The organism is Dechloromonas sp. A34, from assembly GCF_026261605.1.
GTDB lineage: Bacteria > Pseudomonadota > Gammaproteobacteria > Burkholderiales > Rhodocyclaceae > Azonexus.
This window is the reverse complement of record NZ_CP102486.1, coordinates 760,366-778,325: the sequence shown is the minus strand read 5'-3', so window position 1 is coordinate 778,325 and position 17,960 is coordinate 760,366. Positions and strand designations below refer to the sequence as shown.

The 17,960-nt window shown below is 62.0% G+C and carries 22 protein-coding genes; 13 read left to right on the top strand and 9 right to left on the bottom strand.

The window, feature by feature from the left end; all coding sequences use genetic code 11:
• Positions 1-65 precede the first annotated feature (65 nt).
• The 3 genes from pmbA to NQE15_RS03830 all read left to right on the top strand — a co-directional run bounded on the left by pmbA (position 66) and on the right by NQE15_RS03830 (position 3,923).
• On the top strand, positions 66-1,409 hold the full coding sequence (pmbA, locus tag NQE15_RS03840) for a metalloprotease PmbA (RefSeq protein WP_265946701.1): 1,344 nt from the start codon (positions 66-68) through the stop codon (positions 1,407-1,409).
• Between the two features lie 167 nt (positions 1,410-1,576).
• A complete protein-coding gene (locus NQE15_RS03835) occupies positions 1,577-2,665 on the top strand; it encodes a TRAP transporter substrate-binding protein (protein ID WP_265946699.1) in 1,089 nt (362 codons plus the stop codon).
• Between the two features lie 169 nt (positions 2,666-2,834).
• Positions 2,835-3,923, top strand: a complete 1,089-nt coding sequence (locus NQE15_RS03830) for a TRAP transporter substrate-binding protein (RefSeq protein WP_265946697.1) — start codon at positions 2,835-2,837, stop codon at positions 3,921-3,923.
• A gap of 67 nt (positions 3,924-3,990) precedes the next feature.
• Here NQE15_RS03830 and NQE15_RS03825 read toward each other — a convergent pair whose 3' ends face one another.
• From NQE15_RS03825 to NQE15_RS03815, 3 genes are all read right to left on the bottom strand, one after another.
• A complete protein-coding gene (locus NQE15_RS03825; RefSeq protein WP_265946695.1) occupies positions 3,991-4,461 on the bottom strand; it encodes a Dps family protein in 471 nt (156 codons plus the stop codon).
• A gap of 196 nt (positions 4,462-4,657) precedes the next feature.
• A complete protein-coding gene (locus NQE15_RS03820; protein WP_265950113.1) occupies positions 4,658-6,154 on the bottom strand; it encodes a TRAP transporter large permease in 1,497 nt (498 codons plus the stop codon).
• Positions 6,151-6,744: a TRAP transporter small permease subunit gene (locus NQE15_RS03815; RefSeq protein WP_265946694.1), complete on the bottom strand. Its 594-nt coding sequence runs from the start codon at positions 6,742-6,744 to the stop codon at positions 6,151-6,153. Before NQE15_RS03815 ends, NQE15_RS03820 begins: the two co-directional genes overlap by 4 nt.
• A 102-nt stretch (positions 6,745-6,846) precedes the next feature.
• Here NQE15_RS03815 and NQE15_RS03810 point away from each other — a divergent pair, with 102 nt between their 5' ends.
• From NQE15_RS03810 to ribD, 4 genes are read left to right on the top strand one after another with little or no spacing between them, the layout of a single operon-like run.
• The gene (locus tag NQE15_RS03810; protein WP_265946692.1) at positions 6,847-7,503 is read left to right on the top strand and encodes a histidine phosphatase family protein; all 657 of its coding nucleotides are present in this window, start codon (positions 6,847-6,849) and stop codon (positions 7,501-7,503) included.
• Positions 7,504-7,542: 39 nt separating this feature from the next.
• Positions 7,543-8,793 (top strand): serine hydroxymethyltransferase, encoded by a 1,251-nt coding sequence (gene glyA / locus NQE15_RS03805; protein WP_265946689.1) that lies wholly within the window; start codon positions 7,543-7,545, stop codon positions 8,791-8,793.
• A 6-nt stretch (positions 8,794-8,799) separates the two neighbouring features.
• The gene (gene nrdR, locus NQE15_RS03800; protein WP_265946687.1) at positions 8,800-9,264 is read left to right on the top strand and encodes a transcriptional regulator NrdR; all 465 of its coding nucleotides are present in this window, start codon (positions 8,800-8,802) and stop codon (positions 9,262-9,264) included.
• A complete protein-coding gene (ribD, locus tag NQE15_RS03795) occupies positions 9,261-10,349 on the top strand; it encodes a bifunctional diaminohydroxyphosphoribosylaminopyrimidine deaminase/5-amino-6-(5-phosphoribosylamino)uracil reductase RibD (protein ID WP_265946685.1) in 1,089 nt (362 codons plus the stop codon). The genes nrdR and ribD overlap by 4 nt, the downstream gene beginning before the upstream one ends.
• On the opposite strand, the gene NQE15_RS03790 is transcribed toward ribD, so the two are convergent.
• The 5 genes from NQE15_RS03790 to NQE15_RS03770 form a co-directional block, all read right to left on the bottom strand.
• Positions 10,264-11,091, bottom strand: coding sequence for a HesA/MoeB/ThiF family protein (locus tag NQE15_RS03790; RefSeq protein WP_265946683.1), 828 nt, complete (start codon positions 11,089-11,091; stop codon positions 10,264-10,266). The genes ribD and NQE15_RS03790 overlap by 86 nt on opposite strands.
• A 69-nt stretch (positions 11,092-11,160) precedes the next feature.
• The gene (locus tag NQE15_RS03785) at positions 11,161-11,562 is read right to left on the bottom strand and encodes a hypothetical protein (protein WP_265946681.1); all 402 of its coding nucleotides are present in this window, start codon (positions 11,560-11,562) and stop codon (positions 11,161-11,163) included.
• 20 nt (positions 11,563-11,582) lie between these two features.
• The gene (locus NQE15_RS03780) at positions 11,583-13,010 is read right to left on the bottom strand and encodes a S41 family peptidase (RefSeq protein WP_265946679.1); all 1,428 of its coding nucleotides are present in this window, start codon (positions 13,008-13,010) and stop codon (positions 11,583-11,585) included.
• Positions 13,007-13,303: a murein hydrolase activator EnvC family protein gene (locus tag NQE15_RS03775; RefSeq protein WP_265946677.1), complete on the bottom strand. Its 297-nt coding sequence runs from the start codon at positions 13,301-13,303 to the stop codon at positions 13,007-13,009. The genes NQE15_RS03780 and NQE15_RS03775 overlap by 4 nt, the downstream gene beginning before the upstream one ends.
• Positions 13,207-14,469, bottom strand: coding sequence for a murein hydrolase activator EnvC family protein (locus NQE15_RS03770; RefSeq protein WP_265946675.1), 1,263 nt, complete (start codon positions 14,467-14,469; stop codon positions 13,207-13,209). The genes NQE15_RS03775 and NQE15_RS03770 overlap by 97 nt, the downstream gene beginning before the upstream one ends.
• A gap of 45 nt (positions 14,470-14,514) precedes the next feature.
• Between NQE15_RS03770 and NQE15_RS03765 the strand changes: the two genes are divergently transcribed.
• Genes NQE15_RS03765 through NQE15_RS03740 form a run of 6 tightly spaced genes read left to right on the top strand, consistent with a single transcriptional unit; the run spans position 14,515 to position 17,452 of the window.
• A complete protein-coding gene (locus NQE15_RS03765; protein ID WP_265946673.1) occupies positions 14,515-14,835 on the top strand; it encodes an ArsR/SmtB family transcription factor in 321 nt (106 codons plus the stop codon).
• Positions 14,835-15,260, top strand: a complete 426-nt coding sequence (locus tag NQE15_RS03760; RefSeq protein WP_265946671.1) for a rhodanese-like domain-containing protein — start codon at positions 14,835-14,837, stop codon at positions 15,258-15,260. The genes NQE15_RS03765 and NQE15_RS03760 overlap by 1 nt, the downstream gene beginning before the upstream one ends.
• Positions 15,257-15,523: a glutaredoxin 3 gene (gene grxC / locus NQE15_RS03755; RefSeq protein WP_265946669.1), complete on the top strand. Its 267-nt coding sequence runs from the start codon at positions 15,257-15,259 to the stop codon at positions 15,521-15,523. The genes NQE15_RS03760 and grxC overlap by 4 nt, the downstream gene beginning before the upstream one ends.
• A 27-nt stretch (positions 15,524-15,550) precedes the next feature.
• Complete coding sequence (gene secB / locus NQE15_RS03750) at positions 15,551-16,015, top strand: protein-export chaperone SecB (RefSeq protein ID WP_265946667.1); 465 nt, start codon at positions 15,551-15,553, stop codon at positions 16,013-16,015.
• Positions 16,016-16,019: 4 nt separating this feature from the next.
• Positions 16,020-16,466: an SH3 domain-containing protein gene (locus NQE15_RS03745; RefSeq protein WP_265946665.1), complete on the top strand. Its 447-nt coding sequence runs from the start codon at positions 16,020-16,022 to the stop codon at positions 16,464-16,466.
• Entirely contained in the window at positions 16,463-17,452 is a 990-nt protein-coding gene (locus NQE15_RS03740) for an NAD(P)H-dependent glycerol-3-phosphate dehydrogenase (protein ID WP_265946663.1), read from the top strand. The genes NQE15_RS03745 and NQE15_RS03740 overlap by 4 nt, the downstream gene beginning before the upstream one ends.
• Here the strand turns inward: NQE15_RS03740 and NQE15_RS03735 are convergent.
• Positions 17,449-17,913, bottom strand: a complete 465-nt coding sequence (locus NQE15_RS03735) for a tRNA (cytidine(34)-2'-O)-methyltransferase (protein WP_265946661.1) — start codon at positions 17,911-17,913, stop codon at positions 17,449-17,451. The two genes, NQE15_RS03740 and NQE15_RS03735, sit on opposite strands and share 4 nt — an antisense overlap.
• Positions 17,914-17,960: the final 47 nt, after the last annotated feature.

Below are 17,960 nucleotides of genomic sequence, written 5' to 3'. Positions count from 1 at the left end.
CGCGATCGGGGACTGGCAATATAGGGCTGCTATGATAGCGACTTTCCCGAATCGACGCCGCCTTCATGCCAGCAACTGCCGCTTTTTCCTACCCCTTTGCCACGCTGCAGCAACTGGCCGAGGATGTCCTCAAACATGCCCGCGACAATGGCGCCACGGCCTGCGAGGTCGATGTTTCTGAAGGCTTCGGCCAGTCGGTCGGCGTGCGTTGCGACGAGGTCGAGACCATCGAGTTCAATCGCGACAAGGGCGTCGGCATCACCATCTATTCCGGCCAGCGCAAGGGCTACGCCAGCACCTCCGACTTTTCGGCCCAGGCTCTGCGCGAAACCGTCGAAGCGGCGCTCAATATTGCCCGCTTCACGGCCGAGGACGACTGTGCCGGTCTGGCCGACGCAGCACTGATGGCCAAGGACAGCCTGGACCTCGACCTGTTCCACCCCTGGGCGCTCTCGGTCGAAGAGGCGATCGAAACCGCCCGCCGCTGCGAGCAGGCGGCTTTCGATGCCAGCCCGAAAATCAGCAATTCCGAAGGCGCCTCGATTTCGACCCAACAGGCCCAGTTCGTCTCGGCTAATAGCCTGGGCTTCATGGGCGGCTACCCGACTTCCCGCCACTACATTTCCTGTTCGGTGATCGCCGGCGAGCAGGATGCGATGCAACGCGACGACTGGTACACCACCCATCGCGACGCCACCCGGCTCGACGACCCGTTGCGCGTCGGCCGCATTGCCGCCGAACGCGCCGTCGCCCGGCTCGGCGGACGCAAGGTAAAGACCGGCGAGTTCCCGGTGCTGTTCGAAGCGCCGCTCGCCGCCGGCCTGCTCGGCAGCCTGGTCCATGCGGCCAGCGGCGGCGCGCTCTATCGCAAGTCATCGTTTCTGCTCGACCACCTCGGCAAGCGCGTGATGCCGGAATTCGTCCAAATTTGCGAGCGGCCGCACATCAAGTGCGGGCTGGGCAGTGCCTCCTTCGACAGCGACGGCGTCGCCACCCGCGACCGGGATATCGTCACCGACGGCATCCTGCAAGGCTATTTCCTCAGCACCTACTCGGCCCGCAAGCTCGGCATGCAGACCACCGGCAATGCCGGCGGTAGCCACAACCTGATCATCCAGCCCGGCGAGCTCGACCTCGACGGCCTGCTGGCGCGCATGGGGCGCGGCCTGTTCCTCACCGAACTGCTTGGCCATGGCATCAATTACGTGACTGGCGATTACTCGCGGGGCGCCGCCGGCTACTGGGTGGAAAACGGCAAGATTGCCTACCCGGTCGAGGAAATCACCATCGCCGGCAACCTTAAGGCCATGCTGTCCGGCATCGTCGCCGTCGGCAACGATGTCCAGGTGCGGGGTTCCAAGCAGACAGGCTCGATCCTGGTCGACCGGATGACCGTCGCCGGCGACTGAGCTGGTATAGCTCGCTCCAGGCCGGATTCGGCCTGGAACAGACAATCTCCACACTAAAACCAAGGGTTTTTCCTAAGCGGGATTTCACTAATCGTAATTTTTTCGTTGCTCCCTAGAATGCGGCCGGCAGTTCACAGACCTCAAACATTTCCTTTCTAGGGGACAAAATGCAACGTCGCGATTTCCTGAAAAAAGCCTCCGTCGGCGCGGCCGCCGGCGCGGCCACCACCCTGGCAGCTCCCGCCATCGCCCAGTCAGGCCCGGTCGTCAAATGGCGCCTGACCTCCAGCTTTCCGAAGAGCCTGGATACGATTTACGGTGGCGCCGACGTACTGGCCAATCGTCTGCGCGAATTGACGGGTGGCAAGTTCGACATTCGCGTCTTTCCCGGCGGCGAAATCGTTCCCGGCCTGCAGGCTATGGATGCCGTACAGCAAGGCACAGTCGAGTGCTGCCATACCGCCTCCTTCTACTACGTCGGCAAGGATCGTACCTTTGCTTTCGGCACGGCCTTGCCCTTTGGCATGAATGCCCGCCAGACCAATGCCTGGATGTACTACGGCGGGGGCCAGGAACTGGTTGACGAGTTCTACGCCAACTACAATTTCATCTCTTTCGCCGGCGGCAACACCGGCACCCAGATGGCCGGCTGGTGGCGTAAGGAAGTCAACACGGTGACCGACCTCAAGGGCATCAAGATGCGGATCGGCGGCCTGGGTGGCGCAGTATTCTCGGAACTGGGCCTGGTCCCGCAACAGATTGCGGCAGGCGACATCTACCCGGCCCTGGAAAAGGGGACGATTGACGCCGCAGAATGGATCGGTCCCTACGACGACGAAAAACTCGGTTTCCATAAAGTGGCCAAGAACTACTACGGTCCGGGCTGGTGGGAGCCGGGTACCTGCCTGCAGTTCTTCGTCAATAAGAAGGAATGGGACAAACTGCCCAAGGAATACCAGTCGGCCTTCAAGGTAGCCGCCTACGAGGCCAATGTCACGATGCTCGCCGAGTACGACCACAAGAACCCGATCGCACTGTCCAAATTGCTGCAGAACGGGGTCAAGTTGCGCACCTTCTCGAAAGAGATCATGACAGCTGCCTACAAGGCAGCGCAGCAGATCTACAGCGACGAGGCGGCCAAGAATCCGGCATTCAAGAAGATTTATGAATCCTATGGGAAGTACGCCAAGACGCAGCGCGCCTGGTTCTCGGTCGCTGAAATGCCCATGGACCAGTTCATGCAAGCCCAGCGTTAGACGAGTCGGAGTGCAGCGAAGTAACGGGGTGCCACGGCACCCCGTTTTTGTTGCAGGCCCCTGCCTTGCTGGGGATTAGGGTTTTCCACCACTCGCAAAAATTTATTTATTGGTGAAGAATGGTCCAATCGTCACTGATGACGACCCGATCACTACTGGAGGAGACAATATGCAACGTCGTGATTTTCTGAAAAAAGCATCCGTCGGTGCCGCTGCCGGCGCAGCAGCCACTATCGCCGCCCCGGCCATCGCCCAATCCGGCCCGGTCGTCAAATGGCGCCTGACATCCAGCTTCCCGAAGAGCCTGGACACCATCTACGGCGGCGCTGACGTGCTGGCCAATCGCCTGCGCGCAATGACCGGCGGCAAGTTCGACATCCGCGTTTTCCCGGGCGGCGAAATCGTTCCCGGCCTGCAGGCTTTGGATGCAGTGCAGCAAGGCACGGTTGAAGTCTGCCATACCTGCTCCTACTACTACGTCGGCAAGGACAAGACCTTCGGCTTCGGAACCTCGGTCCCCTTCGGCATGAATGCCCGCCAGATGAATGCCTGGATCTACTACGGCGGCGGCCAGAAGCTGCTCGACGAGTTTTATGCCAACTACAACGTTGTCTCCTTCGCTGGCGGCAATACCGGCACCCAGATGGGCGGCTGGTTCCGCAAGGAAATCAAGGGCCTGGATGACGTCAAGGGTCTGAAAATCCGGATCGCCGGCCTCGGCGGCAATGTTTTCGCTGCACTGGGCGCCGTTCCGCAACAGATCGCCGGTGGCGACATCTACCCGGCACTGGAAAAGGGCACCATCGACGCCGCCGAGTGGGTCGGCCCGTACGACGACGAAAAACTGGGCTTCTTCAAGGTTGCCAAGAACTACTACTATCCGGGCTGGTGGGAACCGGGCCCGGTCATCCACTTCTTCGTGAACAAGAAGGAATGGGACAAGCTGCCGAAGGAATACCAGGAGGCCTTCCAGGCCGCCGCCTACGAGGCCAACGTCACGATGTTGGCCGAGTACGACCACAAAAACCCGGCCGCCCTTTCCAAGCTGCTGCAGGCCGGCGTCAAGCTGCAGGCTTACCCGAAGGATGTGATGGAAGCCGCCTACAAGGCCGCTCAGGAACTGTATGCCGACGAGGCCGGTAAGAATCCGGCCTTCAAGAAAATTTACACCGAGTACGAAAAATACCGGAAAACCCAGAACGCCTGGTTCAGTGTGGCCGAGGCCCGCATGGACAGCTTCCTGCAGTCGCACAAATAAGGCTTCGGCCCTGCAACAAAAAACCCGCGAAATTCGCGGGTTTTTTGTTGCCTGAAATCCTTCAGGATCAGGCGTCGAGCATGCTGCGCAGCATCCAGGCATTCTTTTCATGGATCTGCATGCGCTGGGTCAGCAGGTCGGCCGTCGGCTCGTCGCCGGCCTTGTCCACCACCGGGAAGATGCCGCGCGCCGTCTTGACCACGGCCTCCTGGCCGGCCAGCAGTTGCTTGAGCATCTCGGTGGCATTGGGCGTGCCTTCGCTTTCCTTGATCACCGTCAGCTTGGCAAATTCCCGATAGGTCGCCGGTGCCGGAACACCCAGCGCGCGAATGCGCTCGGCAATCAGATCCAGCGCATTCCACAACTCGGTGTATTGGTCCATGAACATCACGTGCAGGGTGTTGAACATCGGACCGGTCACGTTCCAGTGGAAGTTGTGGGTCTTCAGATAGAGGGTGAACGAGTCGGCCAGCAGGCGAGACAAGCCCTCGGCAATTTTCTCCCGTTCCTTCTTGCTGATGCCAATATCCATCGTCATGGTGAACTCCATTCTTCTGTGATCGAACTGGAAAAGCCAGCCCGCAGGCCAGCCGCTTATGTGATGCGGCTATTGTGCCGCGACCAACCCGGCGATGCCAATGGTTTGTCCCGATATCGGGCATAGGCGACAGCTATCAATGAAAAAGGCGGGGTCGAAACCCCGCCTTCTTGACTGTAGTGAACCCAGCTAGCGCTTACTTGTTGTCGCCACCCAGGTTTTTCAGCAGATTGGCCGCGGTGTCGTCTTCCTTCTGCTTGTTCTCGGCATCGCTGTCTGCGTCGCCCTGCTTCATCAGTGTATCGAGATCGACCGCCGGCGGCGCCGTGCCATCGCGCTCCATCTGGGCCTGTGCCTTCTGGGCCTCGTCGCCGTAGCTGACGATGTTCGGGAAGATGATGATCAGAGCAACCATGATGATCTGGATACAGACGAAGGGTATGGCCCCCCAGTAGATATCCGTCGTCTTGACAGAGGCCGGCGCCACCGAACGCAGGTAGAAGAGCGCGAAGCCAAATGGCGGATGCATGAAGGAGGTCTGCATATTGACCGCCAGCAGCACGCCGAACCAGACCAGGTCGATGCCCAACTTGTCCGCCACCGGCGCCAGCAGCGGCACGATGATGAAGGACAACTCGAAGAAGTCGAGGAAGAAGGCGAGCACGAAGACCAGGATGTTGACCACGATCAGGAAGCCGACCTGGCCACCGGGCAGACCGAGCAGCAGGTGTTCGACCCAGAGGTCACCATTGACACCGCGGAAGACCAGACCGAACACCGTCGAACCGACTAGGATGAAGACCACGAAGGACGACAGCTTGCCGGTGGTTTCCATGGCCTGCCGGAGCAGCTTGAGGGTGATCCGTTTGCGGGCCAGTGCGAGGATCATCGCGCCGGCAGCCCCCATGGCGCCGCCTTCAGTCGGCGTTGCAATACCGAGGAAAATCGTGCCGAGGACCAGGAAGATCAGGACCAGCGGCGGGACCAGGGTCGTTAGCACGCGCAGCATCAGTTTGAAGCCGCGCAGCGAGCGGGCTTCCAGCGGCAGAGCCGGGCAGGCATTCGGCTTGATAATGCTGAGCAGAACGACATAGCCGACATACAACGATGTCAGCACCAGGCCGGGAATCATCGCGCCTTCGTACATGTCACCGACCGACTTGCCGAGCTGATCGGCCATGATGATCAGCACCAGCGACGGCGGAATGATCTGGGCCAGCGTTCCGGAAGCAGCGATGACGCCGGCCGCCAGCCGCTTGTCGTAGCCGTAGCGGAGCATGATGGGCAGCGAGATCAGGCCCATCGAGATCACCGAGGCTGCCACCACGCCGGTCGTCGCGGCAAGCAGGGCGCCGACGAAGATGACTGCGTAGGCCAGACCACCGCGCATCGGGCCGAACAGCTGACCGATGGTGTCGAGCAGATCCTCGGCCATGCCCGATCGTTCAAGCACTAGCCCCATGAAGGTAAAGAAGGGGATGGCGAGCAGCGTGTCGTTGGCCATGATGCCGAAGATGCGCTCGGGCAGCGCCTGGAACAGGGCCGGCGTGAGCAGTCCGAGTTCAATGCCGATCAGGCCGAAAACGATGCCATTGGCGGCCAGCGCGAAGGCGACCGGGTAGCCGAGGAGCAGGAAGAGAACAAGGGCGCCAAACATCAGCGGCGCCATATTGGCAATGACCCATTCCATTATTTGCCCTCCTTGGCTTTGGCGGCAGCGATGGCGGCAGCCAGTTCCTCTTCGGGCGTCGGCCCCCTCTCCTTGCTGTTGGGATCGGAAATCATCCCGGCCAGGAAGGCGATGCGCTTGATCAGTTCGGAGACGCCCTGCAGGGCGAGCAGCGTGAAGCCGATCGGCAGCAGGATCTTGACCGGCCAGCGGATCAGGCCGCCGGCATTGGCCGACATTTCATTGATCCGGTACGACTCGGCGATCAGCGGCATCGACAGCCAGAGCACCAGTACCACCATCGGCAGCAGGAAGAACAACGTGCCGATGATGTCGATGACCGCGAGCCCGCGCGGCGACAGCTTGCCGGAGAGCACGTCGATGCGGACATGCTCGTTCTTCTGCAGCGTATAGGGCGCACAGAGCAGGAAAACAGCGGCAAACAGGTACCACTGGATTTCCAGCAGGCCGTTCGAACTGTAGTTGAAGATGAAGCGCACCACGGCGTTGGCGGAACTGATGATGGTCATCAGCAGCACCAGCCAGAACGCGCCTTTGCCGACTCGCTCGGTAAGCCAGTCGATCAGCTTCGAGAGCTTAAGCAGAAGGGTCACGGAAAGTCCTCCTCGGTTGATAAAATTCCCGACTTCTAATAGTGGCCGGGGTTAATTGAAAATCCCAGTGCGCAAATTTACAGCGAAGGTCTTAGGCAAACCATGGTGGAAATCCCTACAACCCGTCCGACACGCATCTGCCTGGTGCGCCACGGCGAAACCGAGTGGAATGCGGCGCGCCGTATTCAGGGGCAAATCGACATCGGTCTCAACGAAATTGGCCTGCGCCAGGCCGAAGCTGCCGGCCGCTGGCTCAAGGGGGCCGGCATTGTCGCCCTCTATAGCAGCGACCTCAAGCGCGCCTGGGCGACGGCGCAGGCCATTGGCGCAGCACTCGGTCTGACCCCGAACGCCGCGCCGGAAATGCGCGAGCGCCGCTACGGCGTTTTCGAGGGCCTGACCTACGACGAAGCCAAGACGAAGCACCCGGACGGCTACGCTGCCTTTGAGGGGCGCAATGCCGACTACGCCTTCGAAGATGGCGAGAGTCTGAAGGCTATGTTCGCCCGCGTCACCAGCCGGTTGCAGGCGATCGCCGCGGCGCACCCCGGGCAGAATGTGGCGGTGGTGCTGCACGGTGGCGTGCTCGACATCATCAACCGCTTTGTCCGCGGCAACAGCCTGGAAACGCCACGCGACTTCCTGATTCCCAATGCCGGCCTGAACTGGATTGCCGTCGACAACGGGCGCTGGCAACTGGAAACCTGGGGCGAAACCGCGCACCTCGAACCCGGCGCCCTTGACGAACTCCCATCGTGATAAAATTTGCGCCCTTTTCAATGGCTTGAGGCATTCCCCATGTTTTCCGCGAAAGACACCCTGGCAAAAATCGATCCTGAACTCTGGCAAGCCATGCAGGCCGAGGTCCAGCGTCAGGAAGACCATATCGAACTGATCGCCTCGGAAAACTACGTGAGCAAGGCCGTCATGGAAGCCCAGGGCTCCCAGCTCACCAACAAGTACGCCGAAGGCTATCCCGGCAAGCGTTACTACGGTGGCTGCGAGCACGTCGACGTCGTCGAACAACTGGCCATCGACCGTCTGAAGAAACTCTTCGGCGCCGATGCCGCCAACGTCCAGCCGAACTCCGGCTCGCAGGCCAACCAGGCCGTGCTGATGGCTTTCTGCAAGCCGGGCGACACGATCATGGGCATGAGCCTGGCCGAAGGCGGCCACCTGACCCACGGCATGCCGCTCAATATGTCCGGCAAGTGGTTCAACGTCGTGTCCTACGGCCTCGATGCCAACGAAGCGATCGACTACGACAAGATGGAAGCGCTGGCCCGCGAGCACAAGCCGCGCCTGATCGTCGCCGGTGCCTCGGCCTATTCGCTGCGCATCGATTTCGAACGCTTTGCCAAGGTCGCCAAGGAAATCGGCGCCATTTTCTGGGTGGACATGGCCCACTACGCCGGCCTGATTGCCGCCGGCTTCTACCCGAACCCGGTGCCTTTCGCCGATGTCGTGACCTCGACCACGCACAAGACCCTGCGCGGCCCGCGCGGCGGCATCATCCTGATGAAGGCCGAACACGAGAAGGCGATCAATTCCGCCATCTTCCCCGGCCTGCAAGGCGGCCCGTTGGAGCACGTGATCGCCGCCAAGGCCGTGGCCTTCAAGGAAGCAGCGACCCCGGGTTTCCGCAATTACCAGGAACAGGTCATCGACAACGCCCGCGTCATGGCCCGCGTGCTGTCGGAAGAGCGCGGCCTGCGCGTCGTCTCCGGGCGCACTGAAAGCCACGTCTTCCTGCTTGACCTGCGCGCCAAGAACATCACCGGCAAGGAAGCCGAGGCAGCACTCGGTCGCGCCCACATCACGGTCAACAAGAACGGCATCCCGAACGATCCGCAGAAGCCTTTCGTCACCTCCGGCATCCGTATCGGCTCGCCAGCAATGACGACCCGTGGCTTCACCGAGATCGAAGCCGAGATGGTCGCCCATCTGGTGGCCGACGTGCTGGACGCACCTAACGACGAAGCCGTAGCCGCCACCGTGCGCGCCAAGGTTTCCACCCTGTGCAAGAAATTCCCGGTCTACGGAGACTAAGCGCCCGTGAAATGTCCTTTCTGCGGTGCAGAAGATACGGCCGTCGCCGATACCCGTCTCAATGACGAAGGCGACGTCGTTCGTCGCCGCAGAAAGTGCAATGCCTGCGACAAGCGCTTCACCACCTACGAGCGGGCGGAAATTCAGCTGCCGCAGGTGGTCAAGAAAAACGGCCTGCGCACCGAATTCAGTCGCGGTAAGCTGCGCGCCAGCCTCGAACTGGCGCTGCGCAAGCGGCCGGTAGCGATCGAATCGGTCGATGCCGCGGTCGCCGACATCGAGGAAATCCTGCTCTCGGCCGGCGAACGCGAAGTCAGCACCCAGCAACTGGGAGAACTGGTCATGCGCGAACTGAAGAAGCTCGACAAGGTGGCCTACATCCGCTTCGCTTCGGTGTACCGCAACTTCGAAGATGTGGATGCCTTCTCCCGGGCCATCCGCGAAGTTTCTCCCAGCCCGAAGAAAAAATGAGCTTTACCGCCGTAGACCACGGCATGATGGCCCGCGCCCTGCAACTGGCCGAGAACGGCCTATGGACGACCTCGCCCAACCCGCGGGTCGGCTGCGTACTGGTCCGTGACGGCTGGATCGTCGGCGAAGGCTGGCACGAGAAGGCCGGCGAACCGCATGCCGAAGTCCATGCCCTGCGCGCCGCCGGCCCCAAGGCCCGCGGCGCGACCGCCTATGTCACGCTCGAACCGTGCAGCCACCACGGCCGGACCCCGCCCTGCGCCGATGCCCTTATTGCAGCCGGGGTCAGCCGCGTCGTCGCCGCGATGACCGACCCCAACCCGTTGGTCGCCGGCCAAGGGCTGGCCCTGCTCCAGGCCGCCGGGATCGAAACGGCCAGCGGCTTGCTGGAAAATGAGGCGCGCGAACTGAATATCGGCTTCGTTTCGCGGATGACCCGTGGCCGCCCCTGGCTGCGCCTGAAAGCGGCGGCCAGCCTGGACGGCAAGACGGCCCTGAGCAACGGTGTCAGCCAGTGGATCACCGGCCCCGAGGCGCGGCGCGACGGTCATCGCTGGCGGGCCCGGGCCTGCGCCATCCTGACCGGCATCGGCACGGTGCGCGACGACGACCCGCAACTGAACGTCCGCGACGTGCAGACGCCGCGTCAGCCGTTGCGCGTCGTGGTTGACAGCAAGCTGGAAACGCCGCTCGCCGCCCACATCCTGGATGGCGGACCGGTGCTGATCGCCGGCGCAGTCGACGATGCCAAGCGCAAGGCCGCCCTAACCAAGGCCGGCGCCGAAGTGCTAATTCTGCCCAACGCCCAGGGCAAGGTGGAATTAAAAGACCTGCTCGCCGAACTCGGCCGGCGCGGCATCAACGAGGTCCATGCCGAAGCCGGGTTCAAGCTCAACGGTTCCCTACTGCGCGAGGGGCTGGTTGATGAACTGCTGCTTTACCTGGCACCCTGCCTGATCGGCCACGCAGCCAACGGCCTGTTCAACCTGCCGGAACTGGCTAGTCTGGACGGCAAGCAGCGCCTTCAGATTCGCGACCTTCGCCAGATCGGGGTAGATATCCGGGTACTTGCCCGGCCGCTGTAGGGCCGCACACGGCGCAACCGGCGTCCTTGCGGAACTTCACGGTGCGCCATTCCATATCCAGTGCATCTAGCAGCAGTAGCCGACCGGTCAGGGATTCGCCGATCCCAGCCGCCAGCTTGAGCGCCTCGGCCGCCTGCATCGTGCCGATAATGCCGGTCAGCGGCGCGAAAACGCCCATCACCGCACAGCGGACTTCCTCGACTTCGTCGCTTTCCGGAAACAGGCAGTGGTAGCACGGCGAGTCGTCGCGGCGCAGATCATAGACACTGATCTGACCGTCGAAACGGATCGCAGCCCCTGAGACCAGCGGTTTCTTGTGATGCACGCAGGCGCGGTTGATGGCGTGGCGGGTGGCAAAATTGTCGGAGCAGTCGAGCACGATATCGGCGGTGGCGACCAACGCGTCGAGCGCTACGCCCGACAGCCGCTGCTGCAGCGGGATGATCTCGATCTCGGAATTGATGGCGCCCAGCGCCTGCCGGCCGGACTCTGCCTTGGCCATGCCGACGCGGGCCTGGGTATGGAGAACCTGTCGTTGCAGATTGGTGAAATCAACGGTGTCGTCATCGACCAGGGTCATCTTGCCGACCCCGGCCGAAGCCAGATAAAGCGCCGCCGGCGAACCCAGTCCGCCAGCCCCGATAACCAGCGCATGGCTGGCCAGAATGCGCGACTGACCTTCGATACCGAGCGCATCAAGGAGGATATGGCGGCTGTAGCGGAGTAGTTGCTCGTCAGTCATAGAGTCGCTAGCAGTTAGTCCTTAATCCGTAGTAGCTGTAGTCAACAACTAGCGACTATCGACTAATAACTATTTGTATTCCCGCCACTCCGGCGGGGTGTCGTCGTGATCGCCATGGGGATGCTGCTCCCAGGCATTGACGTAGGCTTCCTGAGCAGAACGCTTGATCCGCTTTTCCGGCGCGCCGAGGTTGTGCAACTGGGTTTCCTCGACGTAATAGATCAACGCCCGAGTCAGCTTGCTCAACAGCGTATTGTCGAGGTGGTAGCCCTTGTCGACCAGATGCTCGTCGAGCTCTTGCAGGGTGTGCTCCTGCAGGTCGTAGGCGACGCCGAGTGAGCGCTTTTCGTATTTAAGCTCAATCTCGACTTCGTCCAGTCGCTGCAAGTCATCCGCCGCCTCGGGCACCTGCCCGGGCGGGAATTTAGCGAAAAGGATTTCCCGTTTCTTCTTGAGGTCTGCGTCAGTCATCATCCCTCCCGAAGGGTCGACTATTGGGTCTTATTCTGCATGATCTGCAGACCCTTGAGAAGATTCATCGCCTGCTGGAACTGGTAGTCCGCCTTGCTGGCGTACTCCAGACGCTGCGGCATTTCATCTTCCGCCTCTTCCTTGCCATTTTTGTCCTTGCCCGGCTTGGCGGGTACTACCTTGCCATGCGGCTTCATCTCCGGCTTGGCGGATTCCTTGGCCGCTTCCTTGTCACGGTCATTGCTCAAGTGGCGATCGAGATCCGCCTCGCGAATACGGGCCACATTGGCCGTACTGCCATTGGCCGTTTCCTCGACGACGATGTCGGGAACGATGCCCTTGGCCTGGATCGAGCGCCCTTCCGGCGTGTAGTAACGGGCGGTGGTCAGCTTGATCGCGGTATTGCCGGGCAAGGGCAGGACCGACTGGACCGATCCCTTGCCAAAGGTCTGGGTGCCCATAATGACGGCGCGCTTGTAGTCCTGCAGCGCACCAGCAACGATTTCCGAGGCTGAGGCAGAACCGGTATTGACCAGCACCACCATCGGCACCTTCTTGACATCGACCGGCAGCGTACGCAACGGATCTTCCTTGGTGCCGCGCAGGTAATCGCGCGGCCGGGCTAGAAATTCCTGCTTGGCATCCTCGGTGCGACCATCGGTCGACACGACCTTGACATCCGGCGGCAGAAAGGCGGCAGAAACACCAATTGCGCCATTGAGCAGCCCGCCCGGATCATTACGCAGGTCAAGGACCAGGCCACGCAGGTTGCCATCCTTGTAGAGAGCGCCCAAATGCCTGGCCAATTCGACAACGGTGTTTTCCTGGAACTGGGTAACGCGAATCCAGCCATAGCCAGGCTCGATCAATTTTGACTTGACGCTTTGCACCTTGATGACTTCGCGAATCAGGGTGATTTCCAGCGGCTTGCTTTCGCCCTTGCGCAGGATCGTCAGTTTGATCGGGGTCTTCGGCTTGCCACGCATCTTCTTGACGGCGTCGGACAGCGTCAGCCCCTTGACCGGCGTTTCGTCGAGCTTGAAGATCAGGTCGCCGGCCTTGACGCCGGCGCGGTAGGCCGGGGTATCCTCGATCGGCGACACGACCTTGACCAGACCGTCTTCCATACCGACCTCGATGCCGAGGCCACCGAATTCGCCTTGCGTTCCGACCTGGAGATCCTTGAAGGAATCAGCGTCGAGATAGGCAGAGTGCGGATCGAGATTGGACAGCATGCCGGAAATGGCATTGGTGATCATTTTTTTGTCTTCGACCGGCTCGACATAGCCCTGCTTGATGGCGCTATAGACCTCGGCAAACGTCCGCAGCTCATCGATCGGCAGACCGGGCTTCACTTCCTTGTCGGCCAGCGCCGGGATATGCAGGCTGATAAGTGCGCCGGCGACGAAACCGCCCAATGTCAAACTGATGGTTTTTGCTTTGCTCATTTCAAATTGGCCCATTTCATCGGGTCGATCGGTTGCCCCTGGTGGCGGAGTTCAAAGTATAAACCGGATTCCGGATTACCCCCGCTGTTGCCAACCGTGGCGATGGTTTCCCCGCCCTTGACGGCCTGGCCGACCTGTCTGAGCAGCGAATCATTGTTACCGTAGATCGACAGATAGCCATTGCCATGATCGACGATCAGCAGATTGCCAAAACCCCGCATCCAGTCTGCAAACACCACCCGCCCTCCGGCAATCGACCTGACCTCACTTCCGCTGGCCGCCCTGATGAACAAGCCGCGCCATGTGCCGCCCCCTCGCGGGGCGAACCAAAGCGGCCGGACACCGCACCACGTATTGGCAGGCGCAGACTTCCCTTCTGCCGGGCGAAGCTGCCGTCGTTGGCAACCGGCTCGTAGCGGTTCTCCACTTCGACCGCTTTTGGCCGGGACGGTTCGACACTAGCCGGCTGGCGCGGCACTTCCTTGTCTTCGGGCGCCGGACGCGTCCTGGCTTTCTGCCGTGCGACTTCCGCCTGCCGCGCCGCCTCCGCCGCGCGCGCGGCCTGGGCTGCGAGAATTTTCGACAACCGATCGATCAGTTGCGTCAGGCGCTTTTCGTTTTGCTGGAGATTGCCGATTTCCTTGCGCTGGGACTTGACCTTGCTGGAAATCTCAGCGAACAGTGCCTTGTGCTCCACACGCTGCCTCTGCAATTCGGCATGCCGTTTCTGCTGTTCCGCCTCGACCTCGGCCAACTCGGCGCTCCGCTCCTTGGCGTCGGCGGCGAGCGCTTTCTTCTTGGCTAGGGTGGCATGGATTTCACCCATCAGTTCGGCCCGGGTCAGGGCGATGGCCGACAGATAGTGCAGGTCGCGCGCCACCTGGCTGGGATCGTCGCCATTCAGGATCAACTGCAGCGAATCCGGCGAGCCGCGCAGATACTGCCGGTAGAGCAGTTTTTCCAATTGCGCCTGTTGCTGGTCGAGCGTCGCACCCAACTCCTGGGCCTGAGTTTCGAGATTTTTCAGGTTCCTCTGCAAGCGTCCCTGCTGATCCGACAATTCGTGCAGTTCGCGTTGCAGTCGCGATATCTGGCGCTCCGACTCGCGCAGGCGGTCGGCGGCGTCGGCCCGGGTCTCCTCGCTGGCATGCAAATCCTTACGCAGCGATTCGATGCGGTTGCGTAATTCGCCGAGATCAGCCTGCTTCTCGGCAATATCCGGGGATGGCGTCGCGGCCTGAGCCTTCGGCGTGGCTGCCGGCTGCCGTGCTTCAAGCTGCGCGCTGCAAAGGAAAACGGCGGCAAACAACGCCGCCGTCCGCGCTGGAACGAAGCGTATCCGACCCGGTCCAAACCGATCCCGCACGGCCCCGGACAATGGCTCTGGAGCGGGCGCGGCAGAGCGGTCTTTTTGATGAGCCATCACGGATTGATATAGATTATGGTCGGCGAAACGCAAGGCCTTATTTTATAATGATCCATTCACCGATAACGAGGTTTTAACTTGGAAACCCCATCCTTCAGTCTGATCGAAAAGCAGGAGCATATTGAGCTGGCGGCCCGGGCGCTCAAATCGATCGCCCATCCGCTGCGCCTCAAGATTCTCTGCGTGCTCGGCGATCAGGAGGCCTGCGTCCAGGATATCGTCGAAGCGGTCGGCACCTCGCAGAGCAACATTTCCCAACATCTGGCCATCCTGCGCGAAAAAGGCGTGCTGCTCACCCGCAAGGATGCCAATCGTGTTTTTTACCGGGTGGGCGACCAGCGCACCCTGCAGCTCGTCGGCATGATGCGCGAAGTTTTTTGTGGAGAAGGGTCAAAGTAATGCCGATGGAGTTCATCAACCAGAATATCCTGCTGATTTCGATTGTCGTGACCAGTGGTCTTGGCCTGCTCTGGCCCCTGTTCATGCGGCCGGCCGGCAACAATGTCAGCCCGGTCGAGGCGACGCTGCTGATCAATCGCGAAGATGCCCACATCGTCGATGTCCGTGAGGCAGACGAGTTTGCCGGCGGCCATCTGCCGGAAGCCAGGAACATCCCGACCAGCAAGCTGGCCGAGCGCGTCGGCGAACTGGACAAGTTCAAGGACAAGCCGATCATCGTCTGCTGCGCTTCCGGCATGCGCTCCGGCAAGGCCACGGCCGAGCTGAAAAAGCAGGGCTTCACCAAGCTTTACAGCCTGGCCGGCGGCGTCGACGCCTGGGTGGGCGCCGGCTACCCGATCAAGAAGGGCACGCGCAAGAAATGAGCGCCCGCGTACTGATGTACACCACGGCGGTCTGCCCGTTCTGCATTCGCGCCAAGCAACTGCTGAAGGCGCGCGGCGTCGAGACCATCGAGGAAATCCGGATCGATCTCGACCCCGACCGGCGCGACGAAATGATGCAGAAGACCCAGCGCCGCACCGTACCGCAAATCTATATCGGCGACACCCATGTCGGCGGCTGCGACGATCTCTATGCTCTCGATGCGGCCGGCCAACTGCTGTCGCTGCTCGATGGCCAGGCCTGAAAACGTTTAACTCTCTGAAAGAAAACCATGGAACAGAACGAACAAGTCGTCTTCGGTATCGAAAAGCTCTACGTCAAGGATCTCTCGGTCGAAGTGCCGAACGCCCCGGAAATCTTCCTCGAGCGTGAAGCGCCGCAGGTCGAGATCCAGCTCAACTCCGGCGGCCGCACCGTTGGCGAAGGCGTCTTCGAAGTCGTGCTCACCGTCACCGTGACCGCCAAGCTGGCCGACAAGACCGTGTTCCTGGTCGAGGTCGGTCAGGCCGGCATCTTCCGTATCGTCAATGTGCCGCAGGAACAGATCGAGCCGCTGATCGCCGTCGCCTGCCCGAACATCCTCTTCCCCTATGCCCGCGAAACCGTCTCCGACGCCGTGACCCGTGCCGGCTTCCAGCCGATCGTGCTGCAGCCGGTCAATTTCGAGGCCATGTACATGCAGCGCCTGCAGGAACAGGAAGCGACCGCTGCCCCCAGCGAAGCGACCATTCAGTAATGGTATGACCATGTGGCTCCGGACGCTTCTCGCCCTGTCGCTGGTCGGCTCGACCGGTACGGCGCTGGCCATCGACTACCGTTCGGTCGATGCCCCGGCGGCCATTCTTTATGACGCCCCGTCGCAGAAGGGCAAGAAGCTCTACCTGATCAAGGCGCAGACCCCAGTCGAGGTCGTGGTCCGCCTCGAGGGCTGGTACAAGGTTCGCGACGCCGAAGGCACGCTGGCCTGGATCGAGGCGCGCCACCTGGCCGAACGGCGGACCCTGGTGGTCACCGCGGCGCGCGCCGAGCTGCGCCAGTCGGACAAGCCGGAAGCGCCTGTGCTGGCCGAACTCGACAAGTGGGTGGCGGTCGACTTCGTCGAAGCCGCCGCCCCGGGCTGGGCCAAGGTAAAGCATCGCGACGGGCCCAGCGGCTACGTACGCTCGACGCAGGTCTGGGGCCTATGAACATCACGCTGCTTGGGGCCGGCGCCTGGGGAACCGCGCTGGCCATCGCCTTCGCCGGCAAGCACCAGGTCACGCTGTGGTCGCGCGAAACGGACGTCGCCGACGATCTGCGTCAGACGCGGGAAAACCATCGCTTTTTCCCTGGCTACCAGCTACCCGAATCGGTCGCCATCAGCACCGACTTCGCGGCCGCGGTCGGCACGGCCGAACTGCTCGTCGTCGCGACCCCGATTGCCGGGCTGCGGCCGACCGTCGAAAACCTCAAAGCCCTCGGCGTGACGCTGCCCATCCTCTGGGTGTGCAAGGGCTTCGAAGCCGGCAGCGGCAAGCTGCCGCATCAGGTGGTCAGCGAAGTACTCGGCCCGCAGGCCGTCTGCGGCGCGCTCTCCGGACCGAGCTTTGCTGAAGAGGTCGCGGCTGGCAAGCCGACGGCGATCGCGCTGGCCGCCAACAACCCGGCCTTCGGGCGAGAGACAGCGCGGCAACTGCATTCAACCCGCCTGCGCATCTACGCCAATGACGACCTGATCGGCGTCGAAGTCGGCGGCGCGGTCAAGAACGTTCTGGCCATCGCCACCGGCACCTGCGACGGCCTGGGCCTCGGCCTCAATTCGCGGGCCGCGCTGATGACGCGCGGCCTCGCCGAAATCGCCCGCCTCGGCCTGGCGCTCGGCGCCCAGCGCGAGACCTTCATGGGTCTGGCCGGCATGGGCGACCTGATCCTGACCTGTACCGGCGACCTTTCGCGCAACCGCCGGGTCGGCCTGGCCTTGGCCGAAAACAAGTTGCTGCCGCAGATTCTGGAAGAGCTCGGCCACGTTGCCGAAGGGGTCTACACGGCGCGCGAAGTCGATCGCCTGGCCCGCCAACTGGGCGTCGACATGCCGATCAGTGCAGCCGTGGCGGCGGTCCTCGACGGCCGCCTGAATGCGGCGGAGGCGGTCGAGCAATTGATGGCGCGCGACCCGAAGGAAGAAGTCGCCTAAAGCGCCCCAGCGAAGCCGATTTGCCGCCAGGCTTCGAATACCGTCACCGCTGCCGCATTGGACAGGTTCAGGCTGCGCTGCCCTTCGCGCATCGGCAGGCGCAGGCGGCATTCTGCCGGGAACTCGCCGAGCATCTCCGGCGGCAGGCCGCGGGTTTCGCAGCCGAAGACGAACCCGTCGTTATCCTGAAATGCCGTCGTGTACGGGCTACTCTGCCCCTTGGTGGTCATCGCGAACAGACGTCGCCCGGCCAGCGCGGCCCGGCAGGCGGCCCAGTCGACATGGCGATGGAGCCGCGCATACTCGTGATAATCCAGCCCGGCGCGGCGCAGCGCCTTGTCGTTGAGATCGAAACCGAGCGGCTCGACGAGGTGCAGTTCGGCGCCGGTGTTGGCGCACAGACGGATGATATTGCCGGTATTGGGCGGAATTTCGGGCTGATAGAGGACGACGGCGAACATGGGCAAGGTGCGGCGAAAGGTTTGCGGTTAATCGGGAGCGCGGCGTG

Excerpts from the sequence above, each read along its gene's own strand:
- NQE15_RS03735 (WP_265946661.1), bottom strand. The coding sequence starts at position 17,913 with ATGTTCGCCGTCGTCCTCTATCAGCCCGAAATTCCGCCCAATACCGGC.
- NQE15_RS03780 (WP_265946679.1), bottom strand. The coding sequence starts at position 13,010 with ATGAGCAAAGCAAAAACCATCAGTTTGACATTGGGCGGTTTCGTCGCC.
- NQE15_RS03810 (WP_265946692.1), top strand. The coding sequence starts at position 6,847 with ATGGTGGAAATCCCTACAACCCGTCCGACACGCATCTGCCTGGTGCGC.
- NQE15_RS03740 (WP_265946663.1), top strand. The coding sequence starts at position 16,463 with ATGAACATCACGCTGCTTGGGGCCGGCGCCTGGGGAACCGCGCTGGCC.
- NQE15_RS03785 (WP_265946681.1), bottom strand. The coding sequence starts at position 11,562 with ATGACTGACGCAGACCTCAAGAAGAAACGGGAAATCCTTTTCGCTAAA.
- secB (WP_265946667.1), top strand. The coding sequence starts at position 15,551 with ATGGAACAGAACGAACAAGTCGTCTTCGGTATCGAAAAGCTCTACGTC.
- NQE15_RS03790 (WP_265946683.1), bottom strand. The coding sequence starts at position 11,091 with ATGACTGACGAGCAACTACTCCGCTACAGCCGCCATATCCTCCTTGAT.
- NQE15_RS03830 (WP_265946697.1), top strand. The coding sequence starts at position 2,835 with ATGCAACGTCGTGATTTTCTGAAAAAAGCATCCGTCGGTGCCGCTGCC.
- NQE15_RS03745 (WP_265946665.1), top strand. The coding sequence starts at position 16,020 with ATGACCATGTGGCTCCGGACGCTTCTCGCCCTGTCGCTGGTCGGCTCG.
- glyA (WP_265946689.1), top strand. The coding sequence starts at position 7,543 with ATGTTTTCCGCGAAAGACACCCTGGCAAAAATCGATCCTGAACTCTGG.
- NQE15_RS03760 (WP_265946671.1), top strand. The coding sequence starts at position 14,835 with ATGCCGATGGAGTTCATCAACCAGAATATCCTGCTGATTTCGATTGTC.
- pmbA (WP_265946701.1), top strand. The coding sequence starts at position 66 with ATGCCAGCAACTGCCGCTTTTTCCTACCCCTTTGCCACGCTGCAGCAA.
- ribD (WP_265946685.1), top strand. The coding sequence starts at position 9,261 with ATGAGCTTTACCGCCGTAGACCACGGCATGATGGCCCGCGCCCTGCAA.
- NQE15_RS03835 (WP_265946699.1), top strand. The coding sequence starts at position 1,577 with ATGCAACGTCGCGATTTCCTGAAAAAAGCCTCCGTCGGCGCGGCCGCC.
- grxC (WP_265946669.1), top strand. The coding sequence starts at position 15,257 with ATGAGCGCCCGCGTACTGATGTACACCACGGCGGTCTGCCCGTTCTGC.
- NQE15_RS03825 (WP_265946695.1), bottom strand. The coding sequence starts at position 4,461 with ATGACGATGGATATTGGCATCAGCAAGAAGGAACGGGAGAAAATTGCC.